21 protein-coding genes and 1 pseudogene are annotated in these 26,976 nt (G+C 70.5%); 10 read left to right on the top strand and 12 right to left on the bottom strand.

Annotated features, from left to right (window positions below; translation table 11 throughout):
* Nucleotides 1-10 precede the first annotated feature (10 nt).
* Both QA802_RS26850 and QA802_RS26855 read right to left on the bottom strand, forming a co-directional pair.
* Nucleotides 11-484: a hypothetical protein gene (locus tag QA802_RS26850; protein WP_334527620.1), complete on the bottom strand. Its 474-nt coding sequence runs from the start codon at nt 482-484 to the stop codon at nt 11-13.
* Between the two features lie 82 nt (nt 485-566).
* A complete protein-coding gene (locus QA802_RS26855; protein ID WP_334527623.1) occupies nt 567-1,175 on the bottom strand; it encodes a dihydrofolate reductase family protein in 609 nt (202 codons plus the stop codon).
* Nucleotides 1,176-1,252: 77 nt separating this feature from the next.
* Here QA802_RS26855 and QA802_RS26860 point away from each other — a divergent pair, with 77 nt between their 5' ends.
* From QA802_RS26860 to QA802_RS26890, 7 genes are all read left to right on the top strand, one after another.
* A complete protein-coding gene (locus QA802_RS26860) occupies nt 1,253-1,630 on the top strand; it encodes a DUF192 domain-containing protein (RefSeq protein WP_334527626.1) in 378 nt (125 codons plus the stop codon).
* Nucleotides 1,631-1,695: 65 nt separating this feature from the next.
* Nucleotides 1,696-2,493 carry a class I SAM-dependent methyltransferase gene (locus QA802_RS26865; protein ID WP_334527629.1) on the top strand — a complete coding sequence of 266 codons (798 nt, stop codon included), beginning with the start codon at nt 1,696-1,698 and terminating at the stop codon, nt 2,491-2,493.
* Between the two features lie 619 nt (nt 2,494-3,112).
* Nucleotides 3,113-3,886: an isoprenyl transferase gene (locus QA802_RS26870; protein ID WP_319164563.1), complete on the top strand. Its 774-nt coding sequence runs from the start codon at nt 3,113-3,115 to the stop codon at nt 3,884-3,886.
* Between the two features lie 364 nt (nt 3,887-4,250).
* Complete coding sequence (phoH2, locus tag QA802_RS26875) at nt 4,251-5,576, top strand: RNA 5'-3' helicase PhoH2 (RefSeq protein ID WP_319164564.1); 1,326 nt, start codon at nt 4,251-4,253, stop codon at nt 5,574-5,576.
* Between the two features lie 420 nt (nt 5,577-5,996).
* A complete protein-coding gene (locus tag QA802_RS26880) occupies nt 5,997-6,671 on the top strand; it encodes an aggregation-promoting factor C-terminal-like domain-containing protein (RefSeq protein ID WP_334527636.1) in 675 nt (224 codons plus the stop codon).
* A gap of 244 nt (nt 6,672-6,915) precedes the next feature.
* Nucleotides 6,916-7,644 (top strand): aggregation-promoting factor C-terminal-like domain-containing protein, encoded by a 729-nt coding sequence (locus tag QA802_RS26885; protein WP_319164566.1) that lies wholly within the window; start codon nt 6,916-6,918, stop codon nt 7,642-7,644.
* A gap of 188 nt (nt 7,645-7,832) precedes the next feature.
* Nucleotides 7,833-9,191, top strand: coding sequence for an AI-2E family transporter (locus QA802_RS26890; protein ID WP_334527640.1), 1,359 nt, complete (start codon nt 7,833-7,835; stop codon nt 9,189-9,191).
* A 137-nt stretch (nt 9,192-9,328) separates the two neighbouring features.
* Here the strand turns inward: QA802_RS26890 and QA802_RS26895 are convergent, their stop codons facing one another.
* Both QA802_RS26895 and QA802_RS26900 read right to left on the bottom strand, forming a co-directional pair.
* Entirely contained in the window at nt 9,329-9,865 is a 537-nt protein-coding gene (locus QA802_RS26895; protein ID WP_334527642.1) for an alkyl hydroperoxide reductase, read from the bottom strand.
* Between the two features lie 6 nt (nt 9,866-9,871).
* Nucleotides 9,872-10,426 (bottom strand): peroxiredoxin, encoded by a 555-nt coding sequence (locus QA802_RS26900; RefSeq protein WP_319164569.1) that lies wholly within the window; start codon nt 10,424-10,426, stop codon nt 9,872-9,874.
* Between the two features lie 360 nt (nt 10,427-10,786).
* Between QA802_RS26900 and QA802_RS26905 the strand changes: the two genes are divergently transcribed.
* Nucleotides 10,787-11,677, top strand: coding sequence for a MarR family transcriptional regulator (locus QA802_RS26905; RefSeq protein WP_334527645.1), 891 nt, complete (start codon nt 10,787-10,789; stop codon nt 11,675-11,677).
* A gap of 209 nt (nt 11,678-11,886) precedes the next feature.
* On the opposite strand, the gene QA802_RS26910 is transcribed toward QA802_RS26905, so the two are convergent.
* The 5 genes and pseudogenes from QA802_RS26910 to QA802_RS26930 all read right to left on the bottom strand — a co-directional run bounded on the left by QA802_RS26910 (nt 11,887) and on the right by QA802_RS26930 (nt 17,620).
* Nucleotides 11,887-14,232 carry an ABC transporter permease gene (locus tag QA802_RS26910; RefSeq protein WP_334527648.1) on the bottom strand — a complete coding sequence of 782 codons (2,346 nt, stop codon included), beginning with the start codon at nt 14,230-14,232 and terminating at the stop codon, nt 11,887-11,889.
* Nucleotides 14,229-14,918, bottom strand: a complete 690-nt coding sequence (locus tag QA802_RS26915) for an ABC transporter ATP-binding protein (protein WP_334527651.1) — start codon at nt 14,916-14,918, stop codon at nt 14,229-14,231. The genes QA802_RS26910 and QA802_RS26915 overlap by 4 nt, the downstream gene beginning before the upstream one ends.
* Complete coding sequence (locus QA802_RS26920; RefSeq protein WP_319164575.1) at nt 14,915-15,439, bottom strand: PadR family transcriptional regulator; 525 nt, start codon at nt 15,437-15,439, stop codon at nt 14,915-14,917. The genes QA802_RS26915 and QA802_RS26920 overlap by 4 nt, the downstream gene beginning before the upstream one ends.
* Nucleotides 15,440-16,430: 991 nt before the next feature.
* A pseudogene (locus QA802_RS26925) lies at nt 16,431-16,661 on the bottom strand (type II toxin-antitoxin system antitoxin); the annotation flags it as partial.
* Complete coding sequence (locus QA802_RS26930) at nt 16,658-17,620, bottom strand: SPFH domain-containing protein (protein WP_334527655.1); 963 nt, start codon at nt 17,618-17,620, stop codon at nt 16,658-16,660. The pseudogene QA802_RS26925 and the gene QA802_RS26930, both read right to left, overlap by 4 nt.
* Nucleotides 17,621-17,905: 285 nt before the next feature.
* Here QA802_RS26930 and QA802_RS26935 point away from each other — a divergent pair, with 285 nt between their 5' ends.
* Nucleotides 17,906-20,341: a transglycosylase domain-containing protein gene (locus tag QA802_RS26935; RefSeq protein WP_334527658.1), complete on the top strand. Its 2,436-nt coding sequence runs from the start codon at nt 17,906-17,908 to the stop codon at nt 20,339-20,341.
* A 126-nt stretch (nt 20,342-20,467) separates the two neighbouring features.
* Here QA802_RS26935 and QA802_RS26940 read toward each other — a convergent pair whose 3' ends face one another.
* The 3 genes from QA802_RS26940 to QA802_RS26950 form a co-directional block, all read right to left on the bottom strand.
* A complete protein-coding gene (locus tag QA802_RS26940; RefSeq protein ID WP_334527661.1) occupies nt 20,468-22,600 on the bottom strand; it encodes a SpoIIE family protein phosphatase in 2,133 nt (710 codons plus the stop codon).
* Nucleotides 22,601-22,916: 316 nt separating this feature from the next.
* Complete coding sequence (gene fomD / locus QA802_RS26945) at nt 22,917-23,609, bottom strand: cytidylyl-2-hydroxypropylphosphonate hydrolase (RefSeq protein WP_334527664.1); 693 nt, start codon at nt 23,607-23,609, stop codon at nt 22,917-22,919.
* A 73-nt stretch (nt 23,610-23,682) separates the two neighbouring features.
* Nucleotides 23,683-25,068: a class II fumarate hydratase gene (locus tag QA802_RS26950; protein ID WP_334527667.1), complete on the bottom strand. Its 1,386-nt coding sequence runs from the start codon at nt 25,066-25,068 to the stop codon at nt 23,683-23,685.
* A 262-nt stretch (nt 25,069-25,330) separates the two neighbouring features.
* Between QA802_RS26950 and QA802_RS26955 the strand changes: the two genes are divergently transcribed.
* The gene (locus QA802_RS26955; RefSeq protein ID WP_334527670.1) at nt 25,331-26,899 is read left to right on the top strand and encodes a recombinase family protein; all 1,569 of its coding nucleotides are present in this window, start codon (nt 25,331-25,333) and stop codon (nt 26,897-26,899) included.
* The last annotated feature ends 77 nt before the right edge of the window (nt 26,900-26,976 follow it).

Here is a 26,976-nt window from a genome sequence, read left to right on the forward strand (position 1 = left end):
TGCGCTCCCCCTACCGGAAGTACTTGCTGATCTCGGACACTGGCAGGGCGGAGCCGTCGCCGGAGAGCAGCACGGCCCCGATCTTGGCATCGTCCTCGGCGTGCAGTTTCTTGCTGAAGTCGAGGTGGTCGGATATGTGTGCGCAGGCCTGGAGCACCGTCTTGAGCTGCGACGTCCAGACGTCCACGGTCGTCTTCAGCGCTCCGCCCGACGTGAAGCCGTGGGACTGCAACGACGTGGCGGCCTGCTGAGTGCTCCCCGCGCCCTCTTTGTCGGCGCCGGCGCCGGCGATGTCGGCCCCGACCCGCAGATCCTCGAACAGCGTGTGCGCGTCGTGACCGACGGCACCGAGATCGTCCTGGTTGACCACCAGATCGCCGGTGCCGCCACTGCCCGGGTCGGACGGGATGTGGTTCAACTGCATACCTGTCGCGGACCGTTCAGCGGCCGAGGTCTTTAACTGCTCCCACTCGTCCCACGCCATGTTTCGCCGAACCTCCCCGTTGCCCGGCCGCGGACTTGGCCGGGGCTTTGCCCGAACCAAGGGAGTGTAAAGCAGCGTTCGGCTATGCGACCGGCGTTTTCCCGCCGCTCTGCACGCCCTCTTCACTCGCCCGCTGGTAGTGCAGCAGGACGACGCCGTTGCCGAAGGTGTGGGACTCGAGCAGGGTGAGGGGCGTCATGGTGTCGGGGTGGGGGAACAGGGGTTTGCCGCGGCCGACGAGGACGGGGTGGACGTACAGGCGGATCTCGTCGACGAGGTCGTGGTGCAGGAAGGCCGCGGCGAGGTCGGCACCGCCGAGACCGAGGTCCCCGCCCGGCTGCCGGGTGAGGGCGCGGACCTCGTCGGGCACGACCTCCCGGACGATCACCGTGTTCCAGTCGGCGCTCCGCAGGGTCCGGGAGTACACGTACTTCGGGATCTCCCGCCAGATGCCGGCGAACTCGGCCATCGCCCCGTCGGGATCGACGTCGGGGCCGGAGTCGTACGTGGGCCAGAAGCCGGCCATCAGCTCGTGGGTGACCCGGCCGGAGAGCAGCCCGCCCAGCCCGCGGACGACGTCGTTCATGTGCCGGTGGAGTTCCTCGTCGACACGGTGCCAGGAGATGTCGCGGCCGGGTCCTTCGACGTACCCGTCGAGCGACACCGACATCATCAGGACGATCTTGCGCATCACGCACCTCGCTGGACCACGGACGGACTCGACGGACGGTCGGAAGGGTAAGCGTTGGGGGACGCGAAAGGTGGGACATGGGGCGGCGTTGGCGTGACGGGCGGGGCCGGTTGACGGTGCACGGGGGCGGCGGGGCCCTCGCGATCGTCCCGCTGCAGGTCGCCGCGTCCTACCGGGCGCGCACCAGGGGGCTGCTGGGGCGGGACGCCGTCGACGGAGCGCTGCTGCTCACCCCGGCCTCCGGCATCCACACGTTCCGGATGCGCATCCCCATCGACGTGGCCTATCTGAGCGCAGACCTCACCGTCCTCGCCGTGCGCACCATGCGCCCCGGCCGCCTGGGCCTGCCGCGGCCGCGTGCCCGGCACGTGCTGGAGGCGGAGGCGGGAGCCATGGCGGGGTGGGGCGTCGAGACGGGCGCGCGGGTCACGGTCGAGGTGGACGAAATGGGCTGAGGGGGCCCGGTCCGCGGGGAGAAATTCGCACGCGATCGGTACCGGCCCTCTGGGACGATCCCCTTATGAAGAAGGACGACGGGCGTGACGAGTCTGCTCTCTTCGAGGGGCTGGTGGCCGAAGGGGCCGCCGTCCCCACCGAGGGGTGGGACTTCTCCTGGTTCGAGGGACGGGCGACCGAGGCGCGGCCCTCCTGGGGATATGCGCTGTCGCTGGCCGGGCGGTTGGCCGGCGCGCACGCCGCGCTCGACGTGCAGACCGGGGGAGGGGAGGCGCTGGACTTCGCTCTCGGCCGGGCCGCGCCCAAGGCTCCCGTCCTCACCGTGGCGACCGAGGGCTGGCCGGCCAACGTCGCCAAGGCCACCGCGCTGCTGCGGCCGCGCGGCATCGCGGTCGTCGCGAACCCGGAGGACGCCCCGCTGCCCTTCGCGGACGCCGCCTTCGACCTCGTCAGCAGCAGGCATCCGGTGCGGCCCCACTGGCACGAGATCGCCCGTGTGCTGCGGCCCGGCGGGACCTACTTCGCCCAGCACGTGGGCCCCCGCAGCGTCTTCGAGCTCGTCGAGTACTTCCTCGGGCCGCAGCCGGAGGCGGTGAGCAGCAACCGTCACCCCGACCGTGAGCGCGCCGACGCGGAGGCGGCGGGCCTGGAGATCGTCGACCTGCGGGCGGAACGGCTGCGCGTCGAGTTCCACGACATAGCCGCCGTCGTGCACTTCCTGCGCAAGGTGGTGTGGATGGTCCCCGGCTTCACGGTGGCGGCCTACCTGCCGCGGCTGCGCGACCTGCACGAGCAGATCCTCGCCGACGGCCCCTTCGTGGCGCACAGCACCCGCCACCTCGTCGAGGCCCGCCGACCGTAGGCCCGCCGCTCGGCCCGGGGTTTCGCCGGTGGCCCGTGAGGGGCGCGGCCGTCGTTTCGGCCGGGAATCGTCCCTCCCGGCGATGCCGGGACCGGATGTAGCCTTCACGGAGTTTCCACATTGTTATCGCGATCGGTTCCTGTCCGGCGTGGGCCTCGCGTAAGTTCTAGCGGAGGCAATTCGCGTGAGCAAAGCTGCGTGGACGTCACCGCGCGGCGGAGGGGGCTGCGCGGTGACGCCCGCGTCAAGATGGGGTTCGCCTCGGGGTTAGCCCGTCGGGGGGAAGTGCGGGCGGATGTCCGGTCGGCACCGAATGCGCCCCGGAACCCCGACCTCCGTCGGCGAACGAGTGAGTTTCCCTGGGAATCCGCTGTGTTTCGGCCATGAATCACCCATGATCGACGGCCGGAACGGTCAGCGCCGCGTCGCCGGACGGCTGCGGAGAGTAGTTGTGGCGCGCCGATGCACGCAGCAGCACTCACGAAGGGTTATGGTGGAAACCCCCCCTCGGGCCGGTCCGTCTCCCCCCCCACGGACCGGCCCGTTTTTTTGCCCAAGTCCGCACAGGGGTAGGCTGCGGCCCGCGGGGACCGCACCGTACGGAGGGGCTGACAATCACGTGAACCTGCGCGACAAGCTGCGCGGCCTTCTGGTCAGGCTGTACGCACGCCGGGTGGAAGGCCACCTGGACCACGCTCAGGTGCCCAAGCACATCGGCGTCATCATGGACGGCAACCGACGCTGGGCGAAGGCCGCGGGTTCCACGACCGAGCACGGCCACCGGGCCGGCGCGGACAAGATCGAGGAGTTCCTCGGCTGGTGCACCGAGACGGACGTCGAGGTCGTCACCCTCTGGCTGCTGTCGACGGACAACCTCGACCGCCCCCAGGAAGAACTCGTCCCGCTCCTCGGCATCATCGAGGACGTCGTGCGCACGCTCGCCGCCGACGGCCGCTGGCGCGTCCACCACGTCGGCACGCCCGACATCCTCCCCTCCCACGTGCAGACCGCGCTGAAGCAGGCCGAGGAGTCCACCGCGCACGTCGACGGGATACTGGTCAACGTCGCCATCGGCTACGGCGGTCGCCAGGAGATCGCCGACGCCGTGCGCTCGATGATCGTGGACGCGGCGGACCGGGGCACCTCGATGGAGGACCTCGCCGACTCCGTCAGCGTCGACCTGATCAGCCGCCACCTCTACACCGGCGCCCAGCCCGACCCCGATCTCGTGATCCGCACCAGCGGCGAGCAGCGGCTGTCCGGATTCATGCTGTGGCAGACGGCCCATGCGGAGTACTACTTCTGCGAGGTCTTCTGGCCGGCTTTCCGCAAGGTGGACTTCCTGCGCGCCCTGCGCGACTACGCGGCCCGCCACCGCCGCTACGGCGGCTGAGCCGCAGCACACGCGCGTCCTTCGGGGGCGGCCCGTGTACCCGTTTTCGGGGCGGAAGTAACGAGGAGTTCACCGGCGCGCCGTCATATGCCCTGGCATGACGGCGCGTCTTCAAGGGCATAAGCCAAGCAGGTCGACGCCCGAACCACGGGTGTCGCATCCTCAGCGGACGGCACGGGGCCGTCCGCCCGGGAGGCCCTTTGCACCAGCCCGACCGTGCGGTCACGGCACGGAAGAAGCAGCGGGGGGCCGGTTCTCGGCCCGTGCACAGCGGCGGCCGACGACCGGCCTGGTTCTTCCCGCCCTCCCGGCCCTGCTTCCACTCCGTCGCTCCCCGACCTCATCCGAGGGGGTACGTCCTTCCGTGGTGACCAGCACAAAGCGCCGTATGCCAGACCGGCGCACCTATGTTCTCGACACCAGCGTCCTGCTGGCCGACCCGAACGCCCTGACCCGCTTCGACGAGCACGAAGTCGTGCTCCCCATCGTCGTGGTCACGGAGCTGGAGGCCAAGCGGCACCATCCGGAACTCGGCTACTTCGCCCGGCAGGCACTGCGCCTGCTGGACGACTACCGGGTGAAGTTCGGTCGCCTCGACGCCCCCATCCCGATCGGGGAACTCGGCGGCACCGTCCGTGTCGAGCTCAACCACTCGGACCCCAGTGTGCTGCCGACCGGCTACCGCCTGGGGGACAACGACTCCCGCATCCTCGCGGTCGCCCGCAATCTGCAGGCCGAGGGATTCGACGTCACCGTCGTGTCGAAGGACCTGCCGCTCAGGATCAAGGCGTCCTCGGTCGGACTCCTCGCCGAGGAGTACCGCGCCGAACTCGCCATCACGGGCTCCTCCGGCTGGACCGGAATGTCCGAACTGACCCTGTCCGGCGAACAGGTGGACATCCTCTTCGAGGAAGGGCACATCCACGTGCCCGAGGTCGCGGACCTGCCCGTGCACACCGGTCTGACCATCCAGTCGGAGCGGGGCAAGGCCCTGGGCCGGGTCACCGCCGACGGCGACGTCCGCCTCGTGCGAGGCGACCGCGAGGCCTTCGGCATCAAGGGCCGCAGCGCCGAGCAGCGCATCGCGCTCGATCTGCTGCTCGACGCGGACGTCGGGATCCTGTCCATGGGCGGCCGGGCCGGCACCGGCAAGTCCGCGCTCGCGCTCTGCGCGGGTCTCGAGGCGGTCCTGGAGCGCCGTCAGCACAAGAAGGTGATGGTCTTCCGGCCGCTGTACGCGGTGGGCGGGCAGGAACTGGGCTATCTGCCCGGGTCCGAGGCCGACAAGATGGGCCCCTGGGCGCAGGCGGTCTTCGACACCCTGTCCGCGGTCACCAGCCGTGACGTCATCGAGGAGGTCACCGCACGCGGGATGTTGGAGGTCCTGCCCCTGACCCACATCCGGGGACGCTCCCTCCACGACGCCTTCGTGATCGTCGACGAGGCGCAGTCGCTCGAACGGAATGTGCTGCTCACCGTTCTGTCCCGGATCGGCGCCAATTCGCGGGTGGTTCTGACCCACGATGTGGCGCAAAGGGACAATCTGCGAGTCGGCCGTTACGACGGTGTGGTCGCCGTCGTCGAGAAACTGAAGGGGCATCCGCTCTTCGCCCACGTCACGCTGAACCGGTCCGAGAGGTCCCAGATCGCGGCACTGGTGACCGAAATGCTGGAGGATGGGCAGATCTGAATGAGCTGCCCCGAGATATCGGGGTAAGGCAGTAGTTGGCGCCGTCCGGCAAAGGCAGTGAGCTTAGCCGGGCGGCGCCGGTGTGTGTGAGGGTTTCGAGAAATTCCCTGGGTCCCGAAGGGTGTGAGCTTTAACACGTAACCCGGAATTGCCTCACGCAGTCTGGTTACGGCAAAGTCTCAGTCCTGTCAGGCCCCGCATGCGACACATCTGTGCCTCCAGCACTACGGCACCGCTGAGCATCACCGTCAACTCCATACCGACCGTCGTATGCCGCCCGTGCACCACGCGGCGCTCCCGTGCCGGGAGTTGCCCACCGGGCCCGTGTCTCCTGTGACCCCGCAGTTCGGAGACCAGCGACAAGGGCACGATTGCGTCCGCCAGGGTCACCGAAGCGGGCGATGCTGGAAGGAAAACCGTGTGAGCCGGATCTCGGTCCGGGGATTCGCAGTGGCCTCGGCCACGGCGGTCACCGCTGTCGGAAGCGTCGTCGGTGTTGCCTCGGGCAGCGTCGCGCAGGCCAACGACGCAGAAACGACAGCAAGCGACGCGACGCTCCTCGCCGACATCCCCGTGGGGCAGCAGGCCCAGGTACAGACGGCGTCCCTGGCGCAGCAGGCCAGTTTCCAGGCCATCGCCGCCGACGAGGGCGCGAAGAAGGACGCCGAGGAAGCGGCCCGCAGGGCCGCGGCCGATACGGCGGTCGCGAAGAAGAAGGCCGCCGAGAAGGCAGCCAAGGACCGCGCGGAGGCCAAGGCCAAGGCCGCCCGCAGCGCGGGAGACTTCCCGATCCTGGGGTCCTACAGCGTCTCGCAGCTCCAGGACATGGCGGCGCAGATGGTGCCGAGCGGCCAGTTCCAGTGCTTCAGCAACATCGTGGACCACGAGTCCAGCTGGAACTACCACGCGGTCAACGCCTCCTCCGGCGCCTACGGTCTCTTCCAGGCACTGCCCGCCGGCAAGTACTCGTCCGCGGGCGCCGACTGGCGCAGCAACCCGGCCACCCAGATCAAGTGGGGCCTGAACTACATGAACAGCCGGTACGGCAGCCCCTGCGAGGCGTGGTCGTTCTGGCAGGCCAACCACTGGTACTAGGCCAACCACGGGTACCAGGCCAACCACGGGTACTGGGCCGACCGTTGGTATCAGGCCAACTACCGGTACCAGGCCGACCACTGGTGGTAGGCCGCCTGTCGGACGGCCTGCGCCACTTCTCGGACACGATCCGGGCCGACGATCGGCGCCGAACGAAACTGAGCCGGGGGCCCGCGCGGGCCCCCGGCCGTTCGTCGTCCTGTCGCCCGAAGACACTTCCGATGACACTGCAGAAGGAATTCGTGTGAGCCGAATATCGGTCAGGGGATTCGCCGTGGCATCGGCGACCGCGGTCACCACCGTCGGAGCGGTCGTGGGAGTCGCCCAGGGCGGCGTCGCGCAGCCCGCCGACGACGCCCAGGCGGTGGGCGACTCCACGCTGCTCGCCGATTTACCGGCCGGCCAGCTCGCCGAGGTGCAGACCGACTCGATGTCGCACCAGGCCACCGTCCAGGCCATCGCGGCGGACACCACCGCACGCAAGGCGGCGGAGGAGACGGCCCGCAAGCAGGCCGCCAAGGACGCGGTGGCCAAGCAGAAAGCCGCCGAGAAGGCGGCCGAGAAGGCCGAGGAACGGGCGAAGGCCGCACAGGAGGCCAAGGACCGCGAGGCCGCGCGGACCCAGAGCGCCTCGGCCGGCGCCACCGGTGACGCCGACGACTTCCCGCAGCAGGCCTCGTACACCGTCGGCGAGGTCAAGGCCATCGCCCAGCAGATGGTGCCGAGCGGCCAGTTCCAGTGTTTCAGCAACATCGTGGACCACGAGTCCACGTGGAACTACCGGGCCGTCAACCCCTCTTCGGGCGCGTACGGCCTCGTCCAGGCCTACCCCGGGTCGAAGATGTCGTCCGCGGGCGCCGACTGGCGGACCAACCCGGCCACCCAGATCAAATGGGGCCTGAACTACATGAACGAGCGGTACGGCAGCCCCTGCGGGGCCTGGGACTTCTGGCTGGCCAACCACTCGTACTGACGGCCCGTTCCGCCTGCACCACCCTTGCCGACGGCCTGTTCGGTCCGGCGTGACGTGGCGGCCGCTCTCCACCCCGCGCAGCCCCTCCCCGTGCACCGGGGGAGGGGCTGTCGCCCTGTACGGTCGTACGACCGGGACCGACGACTCCAGGGGGAGTGGTGGGGAGAGACGGGGGAAGAGGGCGGATCATGTCGAGAGTGCCACGGTGGCTCGGCCGGCTCGGCGCCGGTCTCAGCGAGATGAGCGAGCGGCTCGACGAACGGCGCGCCGAGGTCGAGCGGGAGGGCGCGGTCGAGCGGGAGGCGACGCCGCCCGACGCGTCGCCGTCCCCCGAGGAGTACCCGGAGCCGCTCGAGCCCGCCCCGCGCCCCGATCCCGCGCAGGCCGTGCCGTGGGGGGTCCGGGTCGCGGCCGAGGCCGGCTGGCGGCTGCTGGTGCTCGCGGGGACCGTCTGGGTGCTGATGAAGGTCATCACCGCGATCCAGCTGGTCGTGATGGCCTTCGTGGTCTCGCTGCTCCTCACGGCGCTGCTGCAGCCCACCGTGGCCCGGTTGAAGCGGGCAGGGGTGCCCGGGGGCGCGGCCACCGCGATGACGGCGATCCTCGGGTTCGTCGTCATCGGCCTGATGGGCTGGTTCGTGACCTGGCAGGTCATGGCGAACATCGACAACCTCTCCGACCAGGTCCAGGACGGCATCGACGATCTGCGCCGCTGGCTGCTCAACAGCCCCTTCCACGTCACCGACAAGCAGATCAACGGCATCGCGAAGAACCTGCGGGACGCGATCGGCGACAACACGGACTCGATCACCTCGGCGGGCCTGGAGGGCGTCACCGTCGTGGTCGAGGCGCTGACCGGCATCCTGCTGGCGTTCTTCTCGACGCTCTTCCTGCTGTACGACGGCAAGCGCATCTGGGAGTGGACGCTCAAGCTGGTGCCGGAGGCGGCCCGGCCGGGCGTGGCGGGCGCCGGTCCGCGGGCCTGGGCGACGCTCACGGCGTATGTGCGCGGCACGGTGATCGTCGCGTTGATCGACGCCATCTTCATCGGCCTGGGCATCTACTTCCTCGACGTGCCGATGGCCGTCCCGCTCGCCGTCTTCATCTTCCTGTTCTCGTTCATCCCGCTCGTCGGCGCGGTCGCGTCCGGCGCGCTGGCCGTGGTGGTCGCGCTGGTCACGCAGGGCGTGTTCACGGCGGTGATGACCCTGGCGGTCGTGCTGGCGGTCCAGCAGATCGAGGGACACATCCTGCAGCCGTTCATCCTCGGCCGCGCGGTGCGCGTCCACCCGCTGGGGGTGGTCCTGTCGGTCGCGGCGGGCGGCATGGTCGCGGGCATCGGCGGCGCGATCGTGGCGGTGCCCTTGGTGGCCGTCACCAACACGGTGGTGGGCTATCTGCACGGCTACTCCAGGGAGCAGGCCCTGCGGCACGCTCCCCGGCCGAGAGGAGCGACGGCTTCGCGCGTCGCGTCCGTGACGGCCGCGGGGCCGAGCCGGGAACAGGAACCCCAGGCCGACGAGGGCCAGGTCACGCCGCCCGGGTAGTCGTCGCGCAAGGTGGGCTGCCGAACGCGGCAGGGCCCGTCGGTGACCGACGGCCCCTGCCGCGCTGCGGTGAGGCGAGGTGAACGGCGGCCCCTGCCGCGCTGCCGTGACGAGAGGTGACGGGCGGCGCTTGCGAATCAGATGCCGGCGAGGACCGCTTCCGCGTCCAGCGTCACGCCGACCGCCTGGATCACCGAGGCGATCTTGAACGCCTCCTGGACGACCTCCCGCTCGACGCCCGCCTTGCGCAGCACCTGCTCGTGGGAGTCGAGGCACAGGCCGCAGCCGTTGATCGCGGAAACGGCGAACGACCACAACTCGAAGTCGACCTTGTCGACGCCGGGGTTGCCGATGACGTTCATCCGCAGGCCGGCCCGCAGGTTGCCGTACTCGTGGTCCGACAGCAGGTGGCGGGTGCGGTAGAAGACGTTGTTCATCGCCATGACGGCCGCGGCCGACCGGACGGCGGTGTACGCCTGTGGCGACAGGTTCGCCTTCGCCTCCGGCGCGAGTTCGCGCAGCACGATCGGGGAGCGGGAGGCGATCGCGGTCGCCAGGACCGTGCCCCACAACTGCTGTGCGGGCAGGTCGGAGTTGCCGATGACCGAGCCCAGGTTGAGCCTCAGGTCCTTGGCGTAGTCCGGTATCGCGGACTTCAGCGCGTCGAGGGACATCTCAGCTCACTCCCCGGCCAGCAGCTTGACGGGGTCGAGGGTGTTCTCGCCCTTGGTCCAGTTGCAGGGGCACAGCTCGTCGGTCTGCAGGGCGTCCAGGACCCGCAGGACCTCCTTGGGGTTGCGGCCCACGGAGCCCGCCGTGACCATCGTGAACTGGATCTCGCGGTTCGGGTCGACGACGAACACGGCGCGCTGCGCGAAGCCGTCCTCCCCCTCGATGCCGAGGTCGCGCATCAGCTCGTGCCGCGAGTCGGCCATCATCGGGAACGGCAGGTCGGTCAGGTCCGGGTGGTCCTTGCGCCAGGCGTGGTGGACGAACTCGGAGTCGCCGGAGAAGCCGAGGATCTGTGCGTCACGGTCGGCGAAGTCGTCGTTCAGCCTGCCGAACGCGGCGATCTCGGTCGGGCAGACGAAGGTGAAGTCCTTGGGCCACGCGAAGACCACGAGCCACTTGCCCTCGTAGGACTTGTGGTGGATCTGCTCGAACTCCGCACCCTTCTCCAGCGAGACGCAGGCGGTCAGTTCGAACTCGGGGAACTTGTCACCGACAGTGAGCACACGCTCTCCTTGCAGCGAAGGAATGTCCGGATTGCGGACACTCCTCGTGGGTTGGACGGACCCGATCGTGGCACAGGGTGCATTGATACGGGGCCCTCGACAACTGCCGGCGGGCGCGCCGCGCAGGGCGCCGCGACGCCTGTCGGTCCGGGTGCTCGGAGACGACGTCTGACGTCCGTCAATCGGTCAATTGAGCGCTGAACAAAGAGATTTGGGTCCATCCGCGGAACAACTTCCGTCAGCTGGGGGCAGGTCGGAAATCCCCCGCTGGAGCGCGCGCCCCGGCTGATACACCTTCCCTCCTCAGCAGTACGCGTCAGGCGTATGTGCGAGAGGCCGCAGGGGAGTGATGTCGGGCTGATGTCGGGTTACGAGCTGCTGGCACGCGACCTCGCCGCGTGCGGCAGGGACGGCTTCACCGGGGAACTGTGCGTGACCGGCTCGCCCGGCGGCGTCTTCCATCTGGACGGCGGCCTGGTCGTCGCCGTCGAGTCGCCGGGCGCGCCGGCCCCCGAGGCGCTGCTGCTGCGCTCCGGCCGGATCGGCGGCGAGGAGTGGACCGCGCTGGTGCGCGAGTCGGACGGCGCGCGCTGGCCGGCCGCCGGACTGATCGCCCACGGCTACTCGGGCGCCGCCCAGTTGCGCGTGGTGTGCGCGATGGCCCTCCAGGACGCCGCGTTCGCGGTTGTCGCGGGCAGCGTCGACGGCTGCGAACGCGGCCCGGCGACGGGTCCGCGGCCGGCCTCCGTCGCCGTCGGCGAACCGCCCACCCGGCTGCTCCAGGTCGCCTCCCGCAAGCTGGCCGCGCTGCTGGCGATGCCGTGCCCCGTGTGCCCGGACCGGGAGCGTCCCGTGCCCGCGCCGCTCGCCCTGGCGGCGGCCCGGCTCGGCGTCCTGCAGCGCGAGCTGCTCGCCCACGCGGACGGCCGGCGCACCGCCCGCGACCTCGCCTTCCGCACCGGGCGCGGCGTGTACACCGTCACCGTCGAGGTGGCCCGGATGCTGGGCGAGGGGCTGCTGGAGTGCGTGGAGGCGCCCCACCCGGTCCCCGTCCGGCTGCCGCCCGACGGACCCGGGGTGCGCCCCCGCGAGCCGGCGCCGCCCCAGCCGCAGCCGCCGCCGGCCCCGGAGGCAGCCGCCCTGCCCCCTCGTCAGCCCGGTGCCGGCGGCATCCACGAGGCCCTCACGCCGGAACGGAACGGTCCCGGCTGGAAGGAGTTCTTCCACCTGCGCAACCCGACGGCGAAATGACGGCCCGCCAGAGGTCCCACGCCCCACGAGAAGCCCTGCAAGAAGCCCCCAGGCCCACCAGAAGCCCCAGGCCCCACCCGTGAACGTCGGCATGCTGTTCGCGCAGGTGCGAAGGGTGATGCGGGAGTACCAGCTGTCAACGCGGACGGTCCCTCCCCGGGCGGGGAGGGACCGTCGTCCTCTCAGGCCGTACCGTGCGCGGCGGCACGTCATTCCGTGCGCAGGCCGTCCGGTCGCATCAGCCGCAGCAGCGGCGGCAGGCTCAGGAGCGTCACCATCAGGACGATCGCCGCGCCGAACCCGGTCATCGCCAGCACGCTGCCCCAGTCGACGCGGACGGCCGTCCCCGTCATCTTCAGCAGGATCGTGCCCAGCGTGAGACCCACGGTCAGGGCGAGCAGCAGTCCCAGCGCGATCGGGACGGCCGTCTGCCACAGCACCGACAGGCTCAGCGTGCGCCGCCGGGTGCCGAAGGCGACCAGGGACGACAGCAGCTTCTTGCGCTCGCGCAACTGCTCCAGCTGCGAGACCAGCAGACTCGCCCCGATCAGCAGCAGCACACACGCGGAACCGACGAGCAGCCCGGTGCGGATGGAGGAGAACTTCGTGTCCTCCCGGGTGGCCGACCAGTTCATAGGCTGGGCCAGCGGGTCGAGGCGTGCCGCCGTGTTGCGTGCGCGGTCGTAGGCGTCCGGCACCGACTCGTCGAACGAGAGGTACAGCTGACCGCGGAGCTTCGTCGCGGCCTCCGCGGGCAGCGCGCCCGGCGTCAGCAGGAAGCCGCCGCGCCGCTCACCGGTCATGTCCTCGATCGCCTGCGCCTGCCGCACGCCCGCGGGCACTGTCCAGACGGTCTCCGTGGTCCTCCCGGGGAAGGAGCCGCCCGTCTGCATGTACAGCTTCTTGCCGGGCACGTTCAGCTTCGGCCCGTCGGCGGAGTACTCGCTGCCGGTGAGGACGAACATGTCGCCGTCCTTGCACGACGGCAGGTTCGCCAGCTCGCGCAGGGTCGTGCAGTCGCCGACGGTCAGCTCGGTGGAAAGGTCCGGCCCCTCCTCCGCCTGCCAGGAACTGTCGCCCAGGTACTCCTCCCACAGGGCGGTGACCTTGCGGACGCCCTCGGTGTCGGCGAACTCCTGCCTGGTACTGGCCAGCGAGGGGCCGTGCCCGATGGTCACCTGCATCTGGGCGAGGTTCACGTCCTTGCCCGTGGCCTCGGTGTAGTCGCTCTCGACCCCGGCGAACAGCATCTGCAGGGCGATGGCCCCGGCCACCGCGACCGCGATGCCGTTGACCATGCGGGCCGCCGTACCACTGCTCAACTGCAGTCGCCGTACGGCCAGTTGCCAGGCGACGCCGCCCGAGCCGAGCCGGGCGACGACCTTCTCGACGAGCCACGGCAGCAGGGCGGTGATCCCGACGAGCAACAGCAGGACGCCGCCGACCACCAGGTACTCGTTGAACTCGCCGTTGCCGCGGCCCTGTCCGATCATGGGGTACAGCATCGCGAGGCCGGCCACCGGCAGCAGCAGCCGCCACCACAGCCGGCGCCGCGACGGCTTCGCCGAGCGGACCACGCCGAGGGGTTCGATGACCACGCGGCGCAGCGCGAACAGGGTGACCAGCACCGCGGCCGCGGGCACCGCCAGCGCGACCAGCGCGGCCAGGGCGGGAGACGGGTTGAGGTAGCTGGGCCACACGCTCACGCCCATCACTTCGACCGTGCCGACCGCCTGGCGGCCGATCAGGAAGAACACCGTGCCGAGCACCAGGCCGAGCAGCGCGCCTGCCAGCGCCTCGCCGGCGGCGATGCGCCGGGTCATCCCGCCGTCCGAGCCGATCAGCCGGAGTGCGGCGAGCCTGCGGTCGCGCCGTTCGCCGCCGAACCGCACGGCGGCGGCGATGAACACGGCGACGGGCATCAGCAGCACCACGAGGACCACGAGGATCAGCAGGAGCAGCACCGGGTCCGTCTTCTCGCTGGTCCGCTGCGGGTTGCCGAACGTCTTCAGCCGGGTCGCCCCGTAGCCCTCGACGTGCGAGGCGAGCCCGGAGCCCCCCGCGTAGTAGGCGAGCTCCTGCGAACCGACCAGCCCGCTCTCGCCGATGGTCCCGACGACGCGGTACGGCAGCCGTTCCCGCAGCAGCGCGGAGCCGTCGGCGGCGAGCAGCTTCCTCAGGGCGGGCGAGACCACCATGTCGCCCTTGGCCGGGAACGCGCTCACGCCGGGCGGCAGCGGCGCGCGCGGCCCCTCCGGTTCCACCACCCGGCCGCGGACGTCCTTGTCGCGGAACGTCGTGTCGACCTGCGTGATGAGCAGGGTGTCGTCGGCCCTGGCCGGCGGCGGGTCGATGAACGCCCAGTCCAGCCGGGCCTCTTCGCGGTCGTGCCGTACGGAGAGCACGTTCGGCACCGCCGTCGTCAGCAGCAGCACGGCGACGCCGAGTCCGACGCCGACGGCCGTCAGAACGGCCCGGATCCACCCCTCCCGTCCGCCGGAGAAGGCGAACCGGATCCCCAGGGCCAGATCCCTGGACCACTGACGCAGGCTCATATGACCCGCTCCATGTCCCGCGACTTACCGTCCCGGACGACGATCTCGCGGTCCGAGTAGGCGGCGACCCGGGCTTCGTGCGTGACGAGGACGACGGCCGCGTTGGCCGTCCGGGCGGCCTCGGTGAGCAGCTCCATCACGCGCTCGCCGTTGAGTGAGTCCAGTGCGCCGGTCGGTTCGTCGGCGAACAGCACACGGGGGCTGGTGACCAGCGAGCGCGCCACGGCGACCCGCTGCCCCTGCCCGCCGGACACCTCACCGGGCCGCTTGCGGCCGAGGTCGGCGACCTCCAGCCGTTCCATCCAGGCGAGCGCGGTGCGCTCGGCCTGCTTGCGCGGAGCGCCGTTCAGCCGCAGCGGCAGCGCCACGTTCTCCACGCAGGTCAGCTCGGGGACGAGCTGGCCGAACTGGAACACGAACCCGAACTCCGTGCGTCGCAGCCGGCTGCGCTGGGCGTCGTTCATCGTGGCGAGGTCGTGGCCGTCGTACATGATCGATCCGGAGTCGGGCGTCACGATGCCGGCGAGGCAGTGCAGCAGGGTCGACTTGCCGGAACCGGACGGGCCCATCACCGCGACGACCTCGCCGGGGTGGATGGAGAACTCGGCGCCGTCCAGCGCCATCGTCGGGCCGTAGGCCTTGCGCAGGTCCTCGGCGACGAGCAGGGACCCCCCGGGGGCGTTCACGCGGTCACCGTGGCCTTCAGCCTGTCGAGGCGCGCGGCGGTCAGTTCCAGCCAGCGCAGGTCGGCCTCGAGGTGGAACAGGGCGTGGTCGCAGATCAGCTGGTCGGCCAGGTCGCCCTTGCGCTTGCGGTCGGTCAGGATCCGCATGCTGCGCAGGTGCTCCGCGCGCTGCTCGTCGAGGATGTCGGCGGCGTCGCGGCCGGTGAGCAGCGCGAGGACGATCTTCGTGTAGAGCGTGGACTGCAGGTACGGCTCGGGCTTCTCGGGCGTGGCGAGCCACCGTTCGACGTCGGTGATCCCGGCGTCGGTGATCGCGTACCGCTTGCGTTCGGGGCCGCCGCCGGCCTCGATGCCGTCGACCTCGACGAGCCCGTTCTTCAGCAGGCGCGACATCGTCGAATAGACCTGGCCGTAGTGCAGCGGCCGGTCATGACCGAACTTCTCGTCGAAGGCCCGCTTGAGGTCGTAGCCGTGGCGGGGTCCGGACTCCAGGAGTCCCAGAAGGGTGTGACCGATGGACATGGAAGGACTGTACATGCGGTGTATACCCCGTGTGTATACGCGGAGTGCGCAGGTGGCAGCGGGGGGTGGGGGTGCGCAGGTGGGAGACGGTTGTCACCGTTCTGCAACAGCCACACGCGCCCTCCGGGATACCGCCCACCCCCTCACTCCGACGACGACCCCCCGGCCGCCCCGCCGCCCCGCCGCCCCGCCGACAGGGCGTGTGCCGGGCGGAGCTCCGGGGGAGTCCCCTCTCCCGCCGCGCTACTGCCGGCCGGCCCTCCGCCGGCGGGGTGTCCGTCCGCCGGGCCCCGCCGAGCGGGATTCCGCGGAGCGGGCCTCTGCCACGCCGGGTTCCCATCGGTCCGGTTCCGCCGGCCGGGTTTCCGTCAGCCGGGTTTCCGCCGGGCGGGCCTGTGCCACGCCGGGTTCCCATCGGTCCGGTTCCGCCGGGCGGGCCTCTGCCGCGCGGGGTTCCAGCAGGCGGGGCTCCGCTGGAAGGGCTCTCGCCGGCCGGGCTCCCGCGGAGCGGGTTTCAGCGGGCAGGGTCTTGTCGGGTCGGTTTCCACCGGCGGGGCTCCCACTCGGCGGGCCTCCACCCCCGGCTATCGCTCGCCGGGCTCCTGCCGGGCGGGCTCTCATCCGGCGGTCGTCCATCCCGGCTTCGGTCTGCCGGGCTCGCTGCGAGTGGGTTTCCGCCCGGCGGGCTCTCGTCGGCCGGTTTCCGTCGGGCGGGTCAGTGGGCGGGGCGTTCGCCCTCCGGGCTCCCGTCGGGTCGGTTTCCGTCGGCCGGGCTGCCATCCGGCGGCCGTCCGCCCCGGCTTCCGCTCTCGCGCCTCCCGCTCGCCGGGCTCCCACCGGGCGGGCTCCCACCGGGCGGGCTCCCACCGGGCGGGCTTCCGCCCTCGCGGCTTCCGCCCTCGCGGCTTCCGCCCTCGCGGGTTCCGCCCTCCTGGCCTCCGGTCGCCGTGCTGCCATCCGGCGGACCTCCGCCGCGGGTTGCGCCCTCGCGGCTTGCGCTCGGGGGGCGGCCGCGGCGGGGGATGGGGGCGGCGTCGCCGGGGAGGCGGCCTGCCTCCCGCAGTGCCCGACGCAGCAGGAACTCGATCTGGGCGTTGGCGGACCGCAGGTCCTCCCCGGCCCACCGGGCCAGCGCCTCGTAGACCGCAGGGTCCAGCCGCAGCAGCACCTGCTTGCGCTGCGGCCGGCCCTGAGGGGGCGGACCCCCGGAGGGGACCGTCACTGGTAGAGGGTGCCGGTGTTCAGCACCGGCTGGGGTGACCGGTCCCCGCACAGCACCACCATCAGGTTGGACACCATCGCCGCCTTCCGCTCCTCGTCCAGTTCCACGATGCCCTGCTCGGCGATCCGGCCGAGCGCGGCCTCGACCATCCCCACCGCCCCGTCCACGATCTCCCGCCGGGCCGCGACCACCGCGCCCGCCTGCTGGCGCTGGAGCATCGCCGAGGCGATCTCGGGAGCGTACGCGAGGTGGGTGAAGCGGGACTCGATGATCCGCACGCCGGCCGCCTCCACGCGCGCGTGGAGCTCCACGGCCAGCTTCTCGGTGATCTCCTCTGCGTTGCCGCGCAGCGAGAGCCCGTTCTCGTCGTGCGAGTCGTAGGGGTACTCGATGGCGATGTGGCGCACGGCAGCCTCGGTCTGGGTGGCGACGAACTCCAGGAAGTCGTCCACCTCGAAGGAGGCCTGCGCGGTGTCCTTCACGTTCCACACCACGACCGCGGCGAGCTCGATCGGGTTGCCGTAGGCGTCGTTGACCTTGAGCACGGCCGTCTCGTGGTTACGGACCCGGGTGGAGATCTTCGCGCGCGAGGTGAACGGGTTCACCCAGCGCAGTCCGTCCTCGCGGATGGTGCCGCGGTAGCGGCCGAAGAGCTGCACCACGCGGGCCTCGCCCGGCGCGACCGTGTTCAGTCCGCACATGGCGAGGAACGCGGCCACGGCGACCACGATGCCGAGGGCGACGAGCGCGGCCTTGAGGCCGCCCGCGGTCGCCGCGGCGCCCGCGGCGATCATCCCGCCGCCGGCCAGCAGGCCGAGCAGGCCGAGCAGCAGCGCGACCCCGCCGCCCACGCTGTGTGCGGGGAACTCGTGCACGCGCGGGGCGGGCATGTCGGGCGCGTCGACGGTGTCGATGGCGTCGGTGTGCTCGGCGGTGGCCGAAGGGTCGTGCGCGGACATGGTGGTCCCCCGTCTGTCGTCAGCAGTCAGCAGCCGATTCAGCGATCGACCGTCTAGCTAAGTGATATCACTTTACCCCGGGATGGCAACCCTGTGCCCGTCTCGCACGTCGAATCTGTGGGGTGGCTCTACGGGTTCCGCCGTGCGAGGTGCGCATTCTCACGCCCCTCGAAGGCGGCATCGGGAGCACTACGTCATAGACAGCGGTGTTAGCTTTCTGAGCTGACCTGGCCCTGCCCCGGGCACTGGTGTGACTGCCGAGTAGGAAGCGGAGCGAGCGGACTCATGGGACGAGCGGAAGAGAGACGAGCGCGACAGCGCGGTGGCCGCCGCGCGGCGCCCAGGAACCGCTCGACGGAGACGGAGTCGGTCGCGCCCCCCGCCCCCACCACCGCCGGCAGCGGTTCCGCGACCGGCAGCGGTTCCGCGACCGGCGGCCGCGCGGCCGCCCGCAGAGGCGCGAAGAAGAGCGCCAGGGGCGGCAGGGGGAAGGCCGGGAAGAAGGACAAGAGCCGTATACGCCGGCTCTTCACCTGGAAGAAGATCCTCGGCACGTTCCTCGGTCTGGCCGTCGCCGTGATCGGCGCCTTCGTCTGGCTGTACGTGAGCACGCCGATCCCCAAGGGCAACCCCGACGCCGACCTGCAGAGCAACGTCTACAAGTACGGCAACGGCGCCATCCTCGCCCGCGACGGCGACGTCAACCGCGAGAACGTCGATCTCGCCTCGGTGCCCATGCCCGTCCAGCACACCTTCGTCGCCGCCGAGAACAAGAGCTTCTACACCGACGCCGGCGTCGACTTCAAGGGCACCACCCGCGGCATCCTCAACACACTCATGGGCAAGGGCGCGCAGGGCGGTTCGACGATCACCCAGCAGTACGTCAAGAACTACTACCTGAGCCAGGAACAGACCGTCACGCGCAAGCTGAAGGAACTGGTCATCTCCCTCAAGCTGGACCGGGAGGAGTCCAAGGAGTACATCCTGGCCGGCTACATGAACACCAGTTACTACGGCCGCGGCGCCTACGGCATCCAGGCCGCCGCCCAGGCCTACTACCGCGTCGACGCCGACAAGCTGAGCGTCGAGCAGGGCGCCTATCTCGCCGCGCTGCTGCAGGCGCCCAGCCAGTACGACTGGTCCGCCGCCTCCGACACCGGCAAGCGCCTGGTCAAGAACCGCTGGAACTACGTCCTGGACAACATGGTCGAGCAGGACTGGCTGGACAAGTCCAAGCGCCAGGCCATGACGTTCCCGGTCCCCCTGGACCCGAAGCCCGCCCCCGGCAAGGAGGGCCAGGTCGGCTACCTGGTCGACGCGGCCAACGCCGAACTCGCCCGCCAGCTCGTCGCCCAGGGCGCCGCCGACGATCTCGAATCGGCCAACGCCATGGTCAGGAAGGGCGGCTGGAACATCGAGCTGAACATCGACAAGGCAAAGCAGAAGAAGCTCGAGGAGACGGTCAAGGAGCAGCTGACCAGCAAGCTCGACAAGGACAAGCGCAAGGTGGACGGCAACGTCCAGGCCGGCGCGGTGTCCGTGGACCCGAAGACGGGCGCGGTCGTGGCGATGTACGGCGGCGTCGGCTACACCGACCACTTCGTCAACAACGCCACCCGCACCGACTACCAGCCGGCCTCCACCTTCAAGCCGGTGATCCTCGCCGCGGCCTTCGACGAGAAGGCCAAGACGCAGAAGGGCGAGGAGATCACCGCCGACACCCTCTACGACGGCACCAGCAAGCGTCCCGTCGTCGGCAGCGACATCGGCTTCGCGCCGGAGAACGAGGACGACCAGGACTACGGCGACGTCACCGTCCAGACGGCGCTGAACCAGTCGGTGAACTCCGTCTTCGCGCAGATGGGCGTCGACGTCGGCATGCCCGAGGTGCTGAAGGTCGCGGGCAACCTCGGCATGGACACCAAGGGCCTCAAGGCAGTGCCCGCCCAGACCCTGGGCACCATGGGCGCGAGCCCCCTGCAGATGGCCGGGGTCTACGCCACCCTCGACAACCACGGCAAGAAGGTCACCCCGGCGATCATCAAGTCGGCGCAGAACAGCGCCCACCCGTCGTTCAAGCTCGCCGAGGCCGTCGGCGGCCAGGTGATCGACAGGGAGGCCGCCGACTCCGTCACCTCGGTCCTCACCGGCGTGGTCGATGACGGCACCGCCAAGAAGTCCGTACGGGACAACCCGCTGCGCAAGGGCCAGAAGGTGGCCGGCAAGACCGGAACCTCCGACAACAACAAGTCCGCCTGGTTCACCGGCTACACCCCCGACCTGGTGACGTCGGTCGGCCTGTTCGGCGAGGACGCCAAGACCCACGCGCAGGTGCCGCTGACCGGCGCGACGACGGGCCTGACCACGACCAAGGGCCGGATCAACGGCGGTGGCTTCCCCGCGCAGATCTGGGCGACGTACACCTTCGGCGTCTCCACCAAGGTCTCCAAGTTCGACCTGGAGACCGACCAGGGCGCGGCGGTCCGCACGGCGTCGCCGTCGGCGTCGGCCTCGCCGTCCACCAGCGCGTCGCCGTCCCCGTCGCCCAAGCCGAGCACGTCGCCGTCCTCGTCGCCGAAGCCGAGCACGTCGCCGTCCCCGTCGCCGAAGCCGAGCACGTCGCCGTCCCCGACGCCGACGGGCAGCACACCGACGGCACCGAGCCCGGAGGATCCGACGGACGGGCAAGAGGATCCGGAGAATCCCCTCCTGGGTCAGTAGCGCGACGGCACAGAGCGGAAGCACACGACAAAGCACAGAGGGGCGCCCGGAGATCTCCGGGCGCCCCTCTGTCGTCGAACCCCCTTGGTCAACGCCTCCCGCCGCACACGGGGGAGGCGCCACGCCCTAACCCCGGTTCAGCTCGAACCAGACCACCTTGCCGGTGCTCAGCCGTGTCGCACCCCAGCGCCGGGCCAGCCGGTTGACCAGGTAGAGACCGCGACCACCCTCGTCGGTCGCCCGGGCCTGCCGCAGCCGGGGCAGCTGCGGCACGTCGTCCCCGACCTCGCAGCGCAGCACGTCGGTGCGCAGCAGCCGCAGCGTCACCGGCCGCGACGCGTACCGCACCGCGTTGGTGACGACCTCGCTGACCAGCAGCTCCACCGAGTCGGACATGTCCTCGAGCCCCCACCGGGACAGCGCCCGCCGGGCCAGCCGACGGGCCCGGCCCGGCGCCGCGTCCTCCGGTTCCAGGAGCCAGTACGCCACGTCGCTCGGCGCGATCCCGTCGAAGCGGGCGGCGAGCAGCGCGATGTCGTCGTCCCGGTCGCCCGGGCCGAGCATGTCGAGCACCTCGTCGCACAGCGCCTCCAGCGGCGGCGGGTGATCCGGCCCGGTGAGCTGCGCCGTCGCCGCGAGCTTCTCCCGCAGCTGCTCTATGCCGGTCGCCACGTCCCGCAGCCGGGACTCCACCAGCCCGTCGGTGTACAGCAGCAGCGTCGCCCCGGCCGGCGCGTCCAGCTCCACCGCCTCGAAGTCGACCCCGCCGACGCCGATCGGCGCGCCCGGCGGCACCCGCAGCACCTCCGCCCGGCCGCCCAGGTGCAGCAGGATCGGCGGCGGATGGCCCGCGTTGGCGATGGTGATGCGGTGCGCGACCGGGTCGTAGACGGCGTACAGACAGGTCGCCATACGGTCGGTGCCCAGCCGCTGGGCCTGCTCGTCGAGGTGGTGCAGGACCTCCTGCGGCGGCAGGTCGAGCCCGGCGAGGGTCTGCGCCGTGGTGCGCAGCTGCCCCATGATGGCCGCCGACGTCATCGAGTGCCCCATGACGTCGCCCACCACCAGCGCCACCCGGCTGCCGGGCAGCGGGATGGCGTCGTACCAGTCGCCGCCGACCCGCGCGGTCTCCGCCGCCGGCAGATACCGGGACGCCAGCCGCACGCCCGTGGGACGCGGCAGGGTCTCCGGCAGCATCGTGCGCTGCAGCTCGTCGGCGATGTACGCCTCACGGTCGTACAGCACCGCCTTGTCGATGCCCAGGGCGCTGTGGGTGGCGAGCTGGGCGGCCACCAACAGGTCGTCGGTCTCGAACGGAGGGCGCTCCGGACGGCGCAGGAACACGGCGGCGCCGATCACCCGGCGCCGGCCCCGCAACGGGGCCAGGATCGCCCGCTGGCCGCCCGGGACCGCCAAGGTGCTGTCCGTGCCCAGCAGTTCGGGCAGCGCGGCACGTGCGGCCGGATGGTCGGCGAACACCGGACGCACCCCGCGCAGCACCTCCGCGAGCGCCCCGCCGGGCCGCACCTCGCACATGTCGCCGACCGCGGCCGACAGCTCCGGGGTCAGCTCCGCCGGCTCCGGGAGCGGCAGGGCCAGCGCCGCGAAGCCGGTCTCGGTGTCGCGGTCCTCCGGGATCCGGTCGGTGCGGCGCAGCCGCAGCATGATGCGGTCCGCCACGGGCCGCTCGTCGCCGACCGGCAGCGGGTCGCGCAGATAGACGAGGATCGCGTCGGAGAAGGTCGGCACGGTGGCCCGGCACAGCCCCATCACGATCTCGTCGAGGTCCAGACCGCGGGCGATCCGCCGGGTGGCGGCGCCCACGAACCGCAGCCGGTCGCCCTCCCGCCGCATCGGCGTGGGCCGGCCCGGAGTCACTCCCGCGCCGGCGCGCCGTTCCTGCCCGCCGGGACCGTGTTCCTGCCCGCCGGGACCGCGTTCCTGGTGTCCGTCTCCGCCCGGCTGGGCCGGGATCGACTCGGGCGCCGGGCGCGGCCGGTGCGTGTCGGCATCCGCGGTCGCCGACGGCTGCGAGTGCTCCGCACCCGCACCCGCCTCCGCGTCGGCCGCGTCCTTACCCGTGGCTCCCTGGCCGCCCATGTCGCCCTTTCCGCCCTTGCCGCACGTCGTCGTACCCGAGGCGTCGGGCGGTAAGGCGGACGGGCCCGGCGCGGAGGCCGGAGTATGCAGGAGTGCCCCATGGGGGTCCGTGGGGTCGACGCCCTGGGGGCGTTCGTAGGAGGTGGGCTGCTCCGTCACGCGTGTCGAATCCGTCCGTCCGGGGCTGCGCGCCGCGCGCGCAGTTGGTCCCGCAGGAAACCCGATACCCGGAATACGTGTCCCCGGAACGGAATTCCCGCGTGGTCAGAGGTTGTTCCTGTGTCACCCGTGGACCGCTCACGGTCCGGGTGGCCGACGCCGAGCGTGCCGCCGGTGTTGCCCTCGTACCCCTCGCTCACGTCCTGCCGCCCCTCGGTGACGTTCGGTCAGACCCGGCGACTGCTCCGGGAGTTACTGCCAGCGTGCCTTGCGGAGGACGATCCTACGTTTGTTGCCCGGGGGCGCATCAAGGGTCTCATGTGGACATGTGCGCGGGCGTACGGTCCCAGTCCTCCGGCAGCAACGGTACGGCCCAGGACGGGTCCGGGCGCCAATGCTGCCAGCCCTCGTCGAACGGCGGCCCCCAGGCGCGGATCGTTTCCAGCGCCCTGCGGCCCGCCAGCAGCACCAGCTCGGCCACCGCCCGGTCCATCAGTCCGTCCTGCTGGGCCTGCGCGAACTCGTCCTCGTCGCGCCAGCCCCAACTGTGGTCGGGGTAGACGCAGATGTCCAGAAAGTGGTCCTCGGAGTCCACTCCGCCCTCCCAACGGACAAGCGGCTCCTCCAGGTTGACGTACCAGTTCTTGAACTGCCAGCCCGGATCCCAGAACAGCCACACCGACCACGGCTCGCCCGGCCGGGCCAGCTTCAGCACGCCGGTGCCGAACCAGCGGTCGCGCTGCACCGTGCGCGGCTTGGTGTAGCGGGTGCGCAGCGGCTCCCGGTGCGGCGGCGTGCCGTCCGCGAGGACCGGCTTGACGCACTCGGTGCCGGGGGCGAGCCAGACCGCCAGCACCTCCGCGTCGTCGCGCACCACGGTGACCGGGCGGGCGATGTGGAAGCCCGCGCCGCCGTTCGCCCGGTAGCGCCACAGGATCCGGTCCCCGGGCTCCCAGAAGGCCGCCGCATCGCCCGTTCCCACGCGTCTCACCGCTTCACCGTCTGCCATGCAGAGATATTAGGTGCCATGGCCATATGACGCTGCGGCGCGTGACACGGTTCTCACGCCGGGGCGCGAAAGGTCACGGGCGTGTCATCCGCAGGACGTCCAGCGCCTCGTCGAGCTGCTGGACCGTCAGGTCACCGCGCTCCACGTAGCCGCCCGCGAGGACCGTCTCGCGGATCGTCCGGCGCTCCGCCAGCGCCTTCTTCGCCACCTTCGCGGCCTCCTCGTACCCGATGTACTTGTTCAGCGGGGTGACGACGGAGGGCGAGGACTCGGCGTACTCGCGGGCGCGTTCGCGGTGGGCGACGATCCCGTCGACGGTCCGGTCGGCGAGCAGCCGCGACACGTTGGCGAGCAGCCGGATCGACTCCAGCACGTTCTTCGCGATCACCGGCAGCATGACGTTCAGCTCGAAGTTGCCCGCCGCGCCCGCCGTCGCCACCGTCGCGTCGTTGCCGACGACCTGCGCGGCGACCATCAGCACCGCCTCCGGGATCACCGGGTTGACCTTGCCGGGCATGATCGAGGAACCCGGCTGGAGGTCGGGAAGGCTGATCTCGGCCAGCCCAGTGCGCGGCCCGGACGCCATCCACCGCAGATCGTTGGCGATCTTCGTCAGGCCCACCGCGACGGTCCGCAGCTGCCCACTGGTCTCGACGATCCCGTCCCGCGCGCCCTGGGCCTCGAAGTGGTCGCGCGCCTCCGTCAGCGGCAGCCCGGTGCTGCGGGCGACCTCCTCGATGACGGCGGCGGAGAAACCGGGCGGCGTGTTGATGCCGGTGCCGACGGCCGTGCCGCCCAACGGGAGCTCGGCCAGCCGGGGGAGGGACGCGGTGAGCCGCTCGACGCCGTACCGCACCTGGGCGGCGTACCCGCCGAACTCCTGGCCGAGGGTGACGGGCGTGGCGTCCATGAGATGGGTCCGCCCCGACTTCACGACGTCCGCGAACTCCTCCGCCTTACGGCCGAGGGCGTCGGCCAGCTGCTCCAGGGCGGGGATCAGATCACGCGTGACGGCGGCGGTGGCGGCGATGTGGATCGACGACGGGAAGACGTCGTTGGAGGACTGCGAGGCGTTCACGTGGTCGTTGGGGTGCACCTGGCGGCCCAGCCGCTCGCCGGCCAGGGTCGCGAGCACCTCGTTGGCGTTCATGTTGGACGAGGTGCCGGAGCCGGTCTGGAACACGTCCACGGGGAAGTGCTCGTCCCACTTCCCGTCGGCCACCTCGCGGGCCGCCTCCTGGATCGCCTCGGCGATGTCCTTGTCGAGCACCCCGAGCCCGGCGTTGACCTTAGCCGCGGCCCCCTTGATCCGGGCGAGCGCCTCGATGTGCGCCCGCTCGAGGCGCTGCCCGGAGACGGGGAAGTTCTCGACGGCACGCTGGGTCTGCGCCCGCCACTTGGCCTCGGCGGGGACCCGGACCTCGCCCATGGAGTCGTGCTCGATGCGGTAGTCGCTCATGACCGGTACAGCGTGCGGCGCGCCCCGCTTGTTCCTGGCACAGGCCCGTTCGGGCCACCGCGCCGGGAACGAGCGGGGGGCGTACCGGTGCGCCGGTACGCCCGCGCCGTCAGCCCAGCCCCGGCCCGCGTACCGGAACCGTCAGCCCAGCCCCAGCCCCGGCCCGCGTACCGGGATCGATGTGAACGTCGGTGCGGGGGCGGGGTCCTTGAAGAAGTCGTTCGACTTGTTCAGTTGGCGGCACCACCCGTAGCATCCGCGCATGATCTCTAACCCGAGGGTGCTGGGCAACGTCCGCTTGTCCGTCATGAAGGACGACACCACCAGCCCGGAGAAGCAGCGCGCGGCCGTCGAGCACTGGGCGCACGGCCCCTCTATAGAGGGGCGCATCGTGGGGTGGGCTGAAGACGTGGATGTGTCCGGCGCGATGCACCCCTTCAAGAGACCGGGCCTCGGTCCCTGGTTCATGGAGCGGGCTGACGAGTGGGACGTGTTGGCCGTCTGGAAGCTCGACCGCCTCAGCAGGAAGGCGGGTCACTTCGCCGAGATCTTCGAGTGGTGCCAGAAGCACGGCAAAACCATCGTGTCCGTGACCGAGGGCATCGACATGTCCACCCCCATGGGCAAGATGTTCGCTCAGATCATTGCCGCGTTCGCGGAAGGCGAGTTGGACACCATCCGTGCGCGTGCCCTGTCCGGCTCGATGGCCCGGAAGGCGAAGGGCGTTTGGATCGGCGGTGTACTCCCGTTCGGATACCGATTTGAGCGCCAAGAGGACGGGGGTAAGAAGCTCATTCAGGATGACAAATACGCGAACCTTCTCCGTGACATTGTGGAGAAGCTGAAGAGTGATTGGTCGTCGTACAAGATTGCCGTTGATCTTAACAAGCGTGGTGTTCCGACGTGGCGGGATTACCTGCGCATGGATCGCGGCGACGAACCGAAGGGTGTCGCTTGGACCGCTAACGCTATCCGAGCGATCGTGACTAACCCCACGGTCGGCGGTATCTACACCTATAAGGGTGAGACTGTCGCGGATGACGATGGTGAGCCGGTACGGATCACGGATGACCCGCTCATGGAATACGGGGAGTGGGCGGAACTGGTGGCCAGCATCACGGCTAACCGTCCGGTATCGCGCGCCACGCCCTCGCGTTCCATGTTGGGAGGCGTGGCCGAGTGCGATGTGTGCGGCGCCCGTATGTCTTCGTCCAAGAAGACCAAGGAGAACGGCAGAGTTTTCCATTACTACGCGTGCAATAACATCAACACGGGGACTTGTTCCGACCCCGGGCGTATCCGGAGGGAAGATCTCGATACGGTCGTCGGCCAGTTCGTGAATGTCACCCTTGGGCCCCTCCCTGTAATGGAGAGGGTTGGCAATTCGATCAGTCAAGCGAAGACGGAACTGGTGGAAGCCGAAGCCATGCTTGACAGGCTGGAGGCTGACTATCTGGCCGGTCGTATCAAGACTGAAGTTCAGATCGAACGCTACTGGAAGCAGCACGAATCCCAGTCGGCCAAGGTCGAGCGACTGCGTAACGAAATCAAGGAAGCGGAGGATGCGCCCGCCTGGAAGGAAACGGGGCGCAACTATGCGGAGGAATGGGCCACGAAGGATGACGAACAGCGTCGGGTATTCCTACAGCGTCACGGGGTAACGATCACGGTCGGGAAGGCCAAAGACGGAAACCGCCGAGTCGTTTGCAAAATGCTTGAGCTTGCGGAGATCGCTAAGGAGACTGGGCTTCACGTCCCCGAAGGGTACTGGATGACCGAGCCTGAGGCGGAGTTTCTCTTGCCCGCGCGTCGGCCGTACAGCGGCGGATAGCCACCTGACCTTCTGATCCCCTGACCCCCGTTGCGTGTAAACGCTTCGGGGGTCTTCCTATGCCTGCACTCTCTTAG

Origin of the sequence: Streptomyces sp. B21-105 (assembly GCF_036898465.1) — a bacterium.
In the GTDB taxonomy this organism is placed as follows: Bacteria; Actinomycetota; Actinomycetes; order Streptomycetales; family Streptomycetaceae; genus Streptomyces.

Bases quoted from the DNA above. Each gene is read 5' to 3' on its own strand.
- QA802_RS26850 (WP_334527620.1), bottom strand. From the start codon at position 484: ATGGCGTGGGACGAGTGGGAGCAGTTAAAGACCTCGGCCGCTGAACGG.
- QA802_RS26855 (WP_334527623.1), bottom strand. From the start codon at position 1,175: ATGCGCAAGATCGTCCTGATGATGTCGGTGTCGCTCGACGGGTACGTC.
- QA802_RS26860 (WP_334527626.1), top strand. From the start codon at position 1,253: ATGGGGCGGCGTTGGCGTGACGGGCGGGGCCGGTTGACGGTGCACGGG.
- QA802_RS26865 (WP_334527629.1), top strand. From the start codon at position 1,696: ATGAAGAAGGACGACGGGCGTGACGAGTCTGCTCTCTTCGAGGGGCTG.
- QA802_RS26890 (WP_334527640.1), top strand. From the start codon at position 7,833: ATGTCGAGAGTGCCACGGTGGCTCGGCCGGCTCGGCGCCGGTCTCAGC.
- QA802_RS26895 (WP_334527642.1), bottom strand. From the start codon at position 9,865: ATGTCCCTCGACGCGCTGAAGTCCGCGATACCGGACTACGCCAAGGAC.
- QA802_RS26905 (WP_334527645.1), top strand. From the start codon at position 10,787: ATGTCGGGTTACGAGCTGCTGGCACGCGACCTCGCCGCGTGCGGCAGG.
- QA802_RS26910 (WP_334527648.1), bottom strand. From the start codon at position 14,232: ATGAGCCTGCGTCAGTGGTCCAGGGATCTGGCCCTGGGGATCCGGTTC.
- QA802_RS26920 (WP_319164575.1), bottom strand. From the start codon at position 15,439: ATGTCCATCGGTCACACCCTTCTGGGACTCCTGGAGTCCGGACCCCGC.
- QA802_RS26930 (WP_334527655.1), bottom strand. From the start codon at position 17,620: ATGTCCGCGCACGACCCTTCGGCCACCGCCGAGCACACCGACGCCATC.
- QA802_RS26935 (WP_334527658.1), top strand. From the start codon at position 17,906: ATGGGACGAGCGGAAGAGAGACGAGCGCGACAGCGCGGTGGCCGCCGC.
- fomD (WP_334527664.1), bottom strand. From the start codon at position 23,609: ATGGCAGACGGTGAAGCGGTGAGACGCGTGGGAACGGGCGATGCGGCG.
- QA802_RS26950 (WP_334527667.1), bottom strand. From the start codon at position 25,068: ATGAGCGACTACCGCATCGAGCACGACTCCATGGGCGAGGTCCGGGTC.
- QA802_RS26955 (WP_334527670.1), top strand. From the start codon at position 25,331: ATGATCTCTAACCCGAGGGTGCTGGGCAACGTCCGCTTGTCCGTCATG.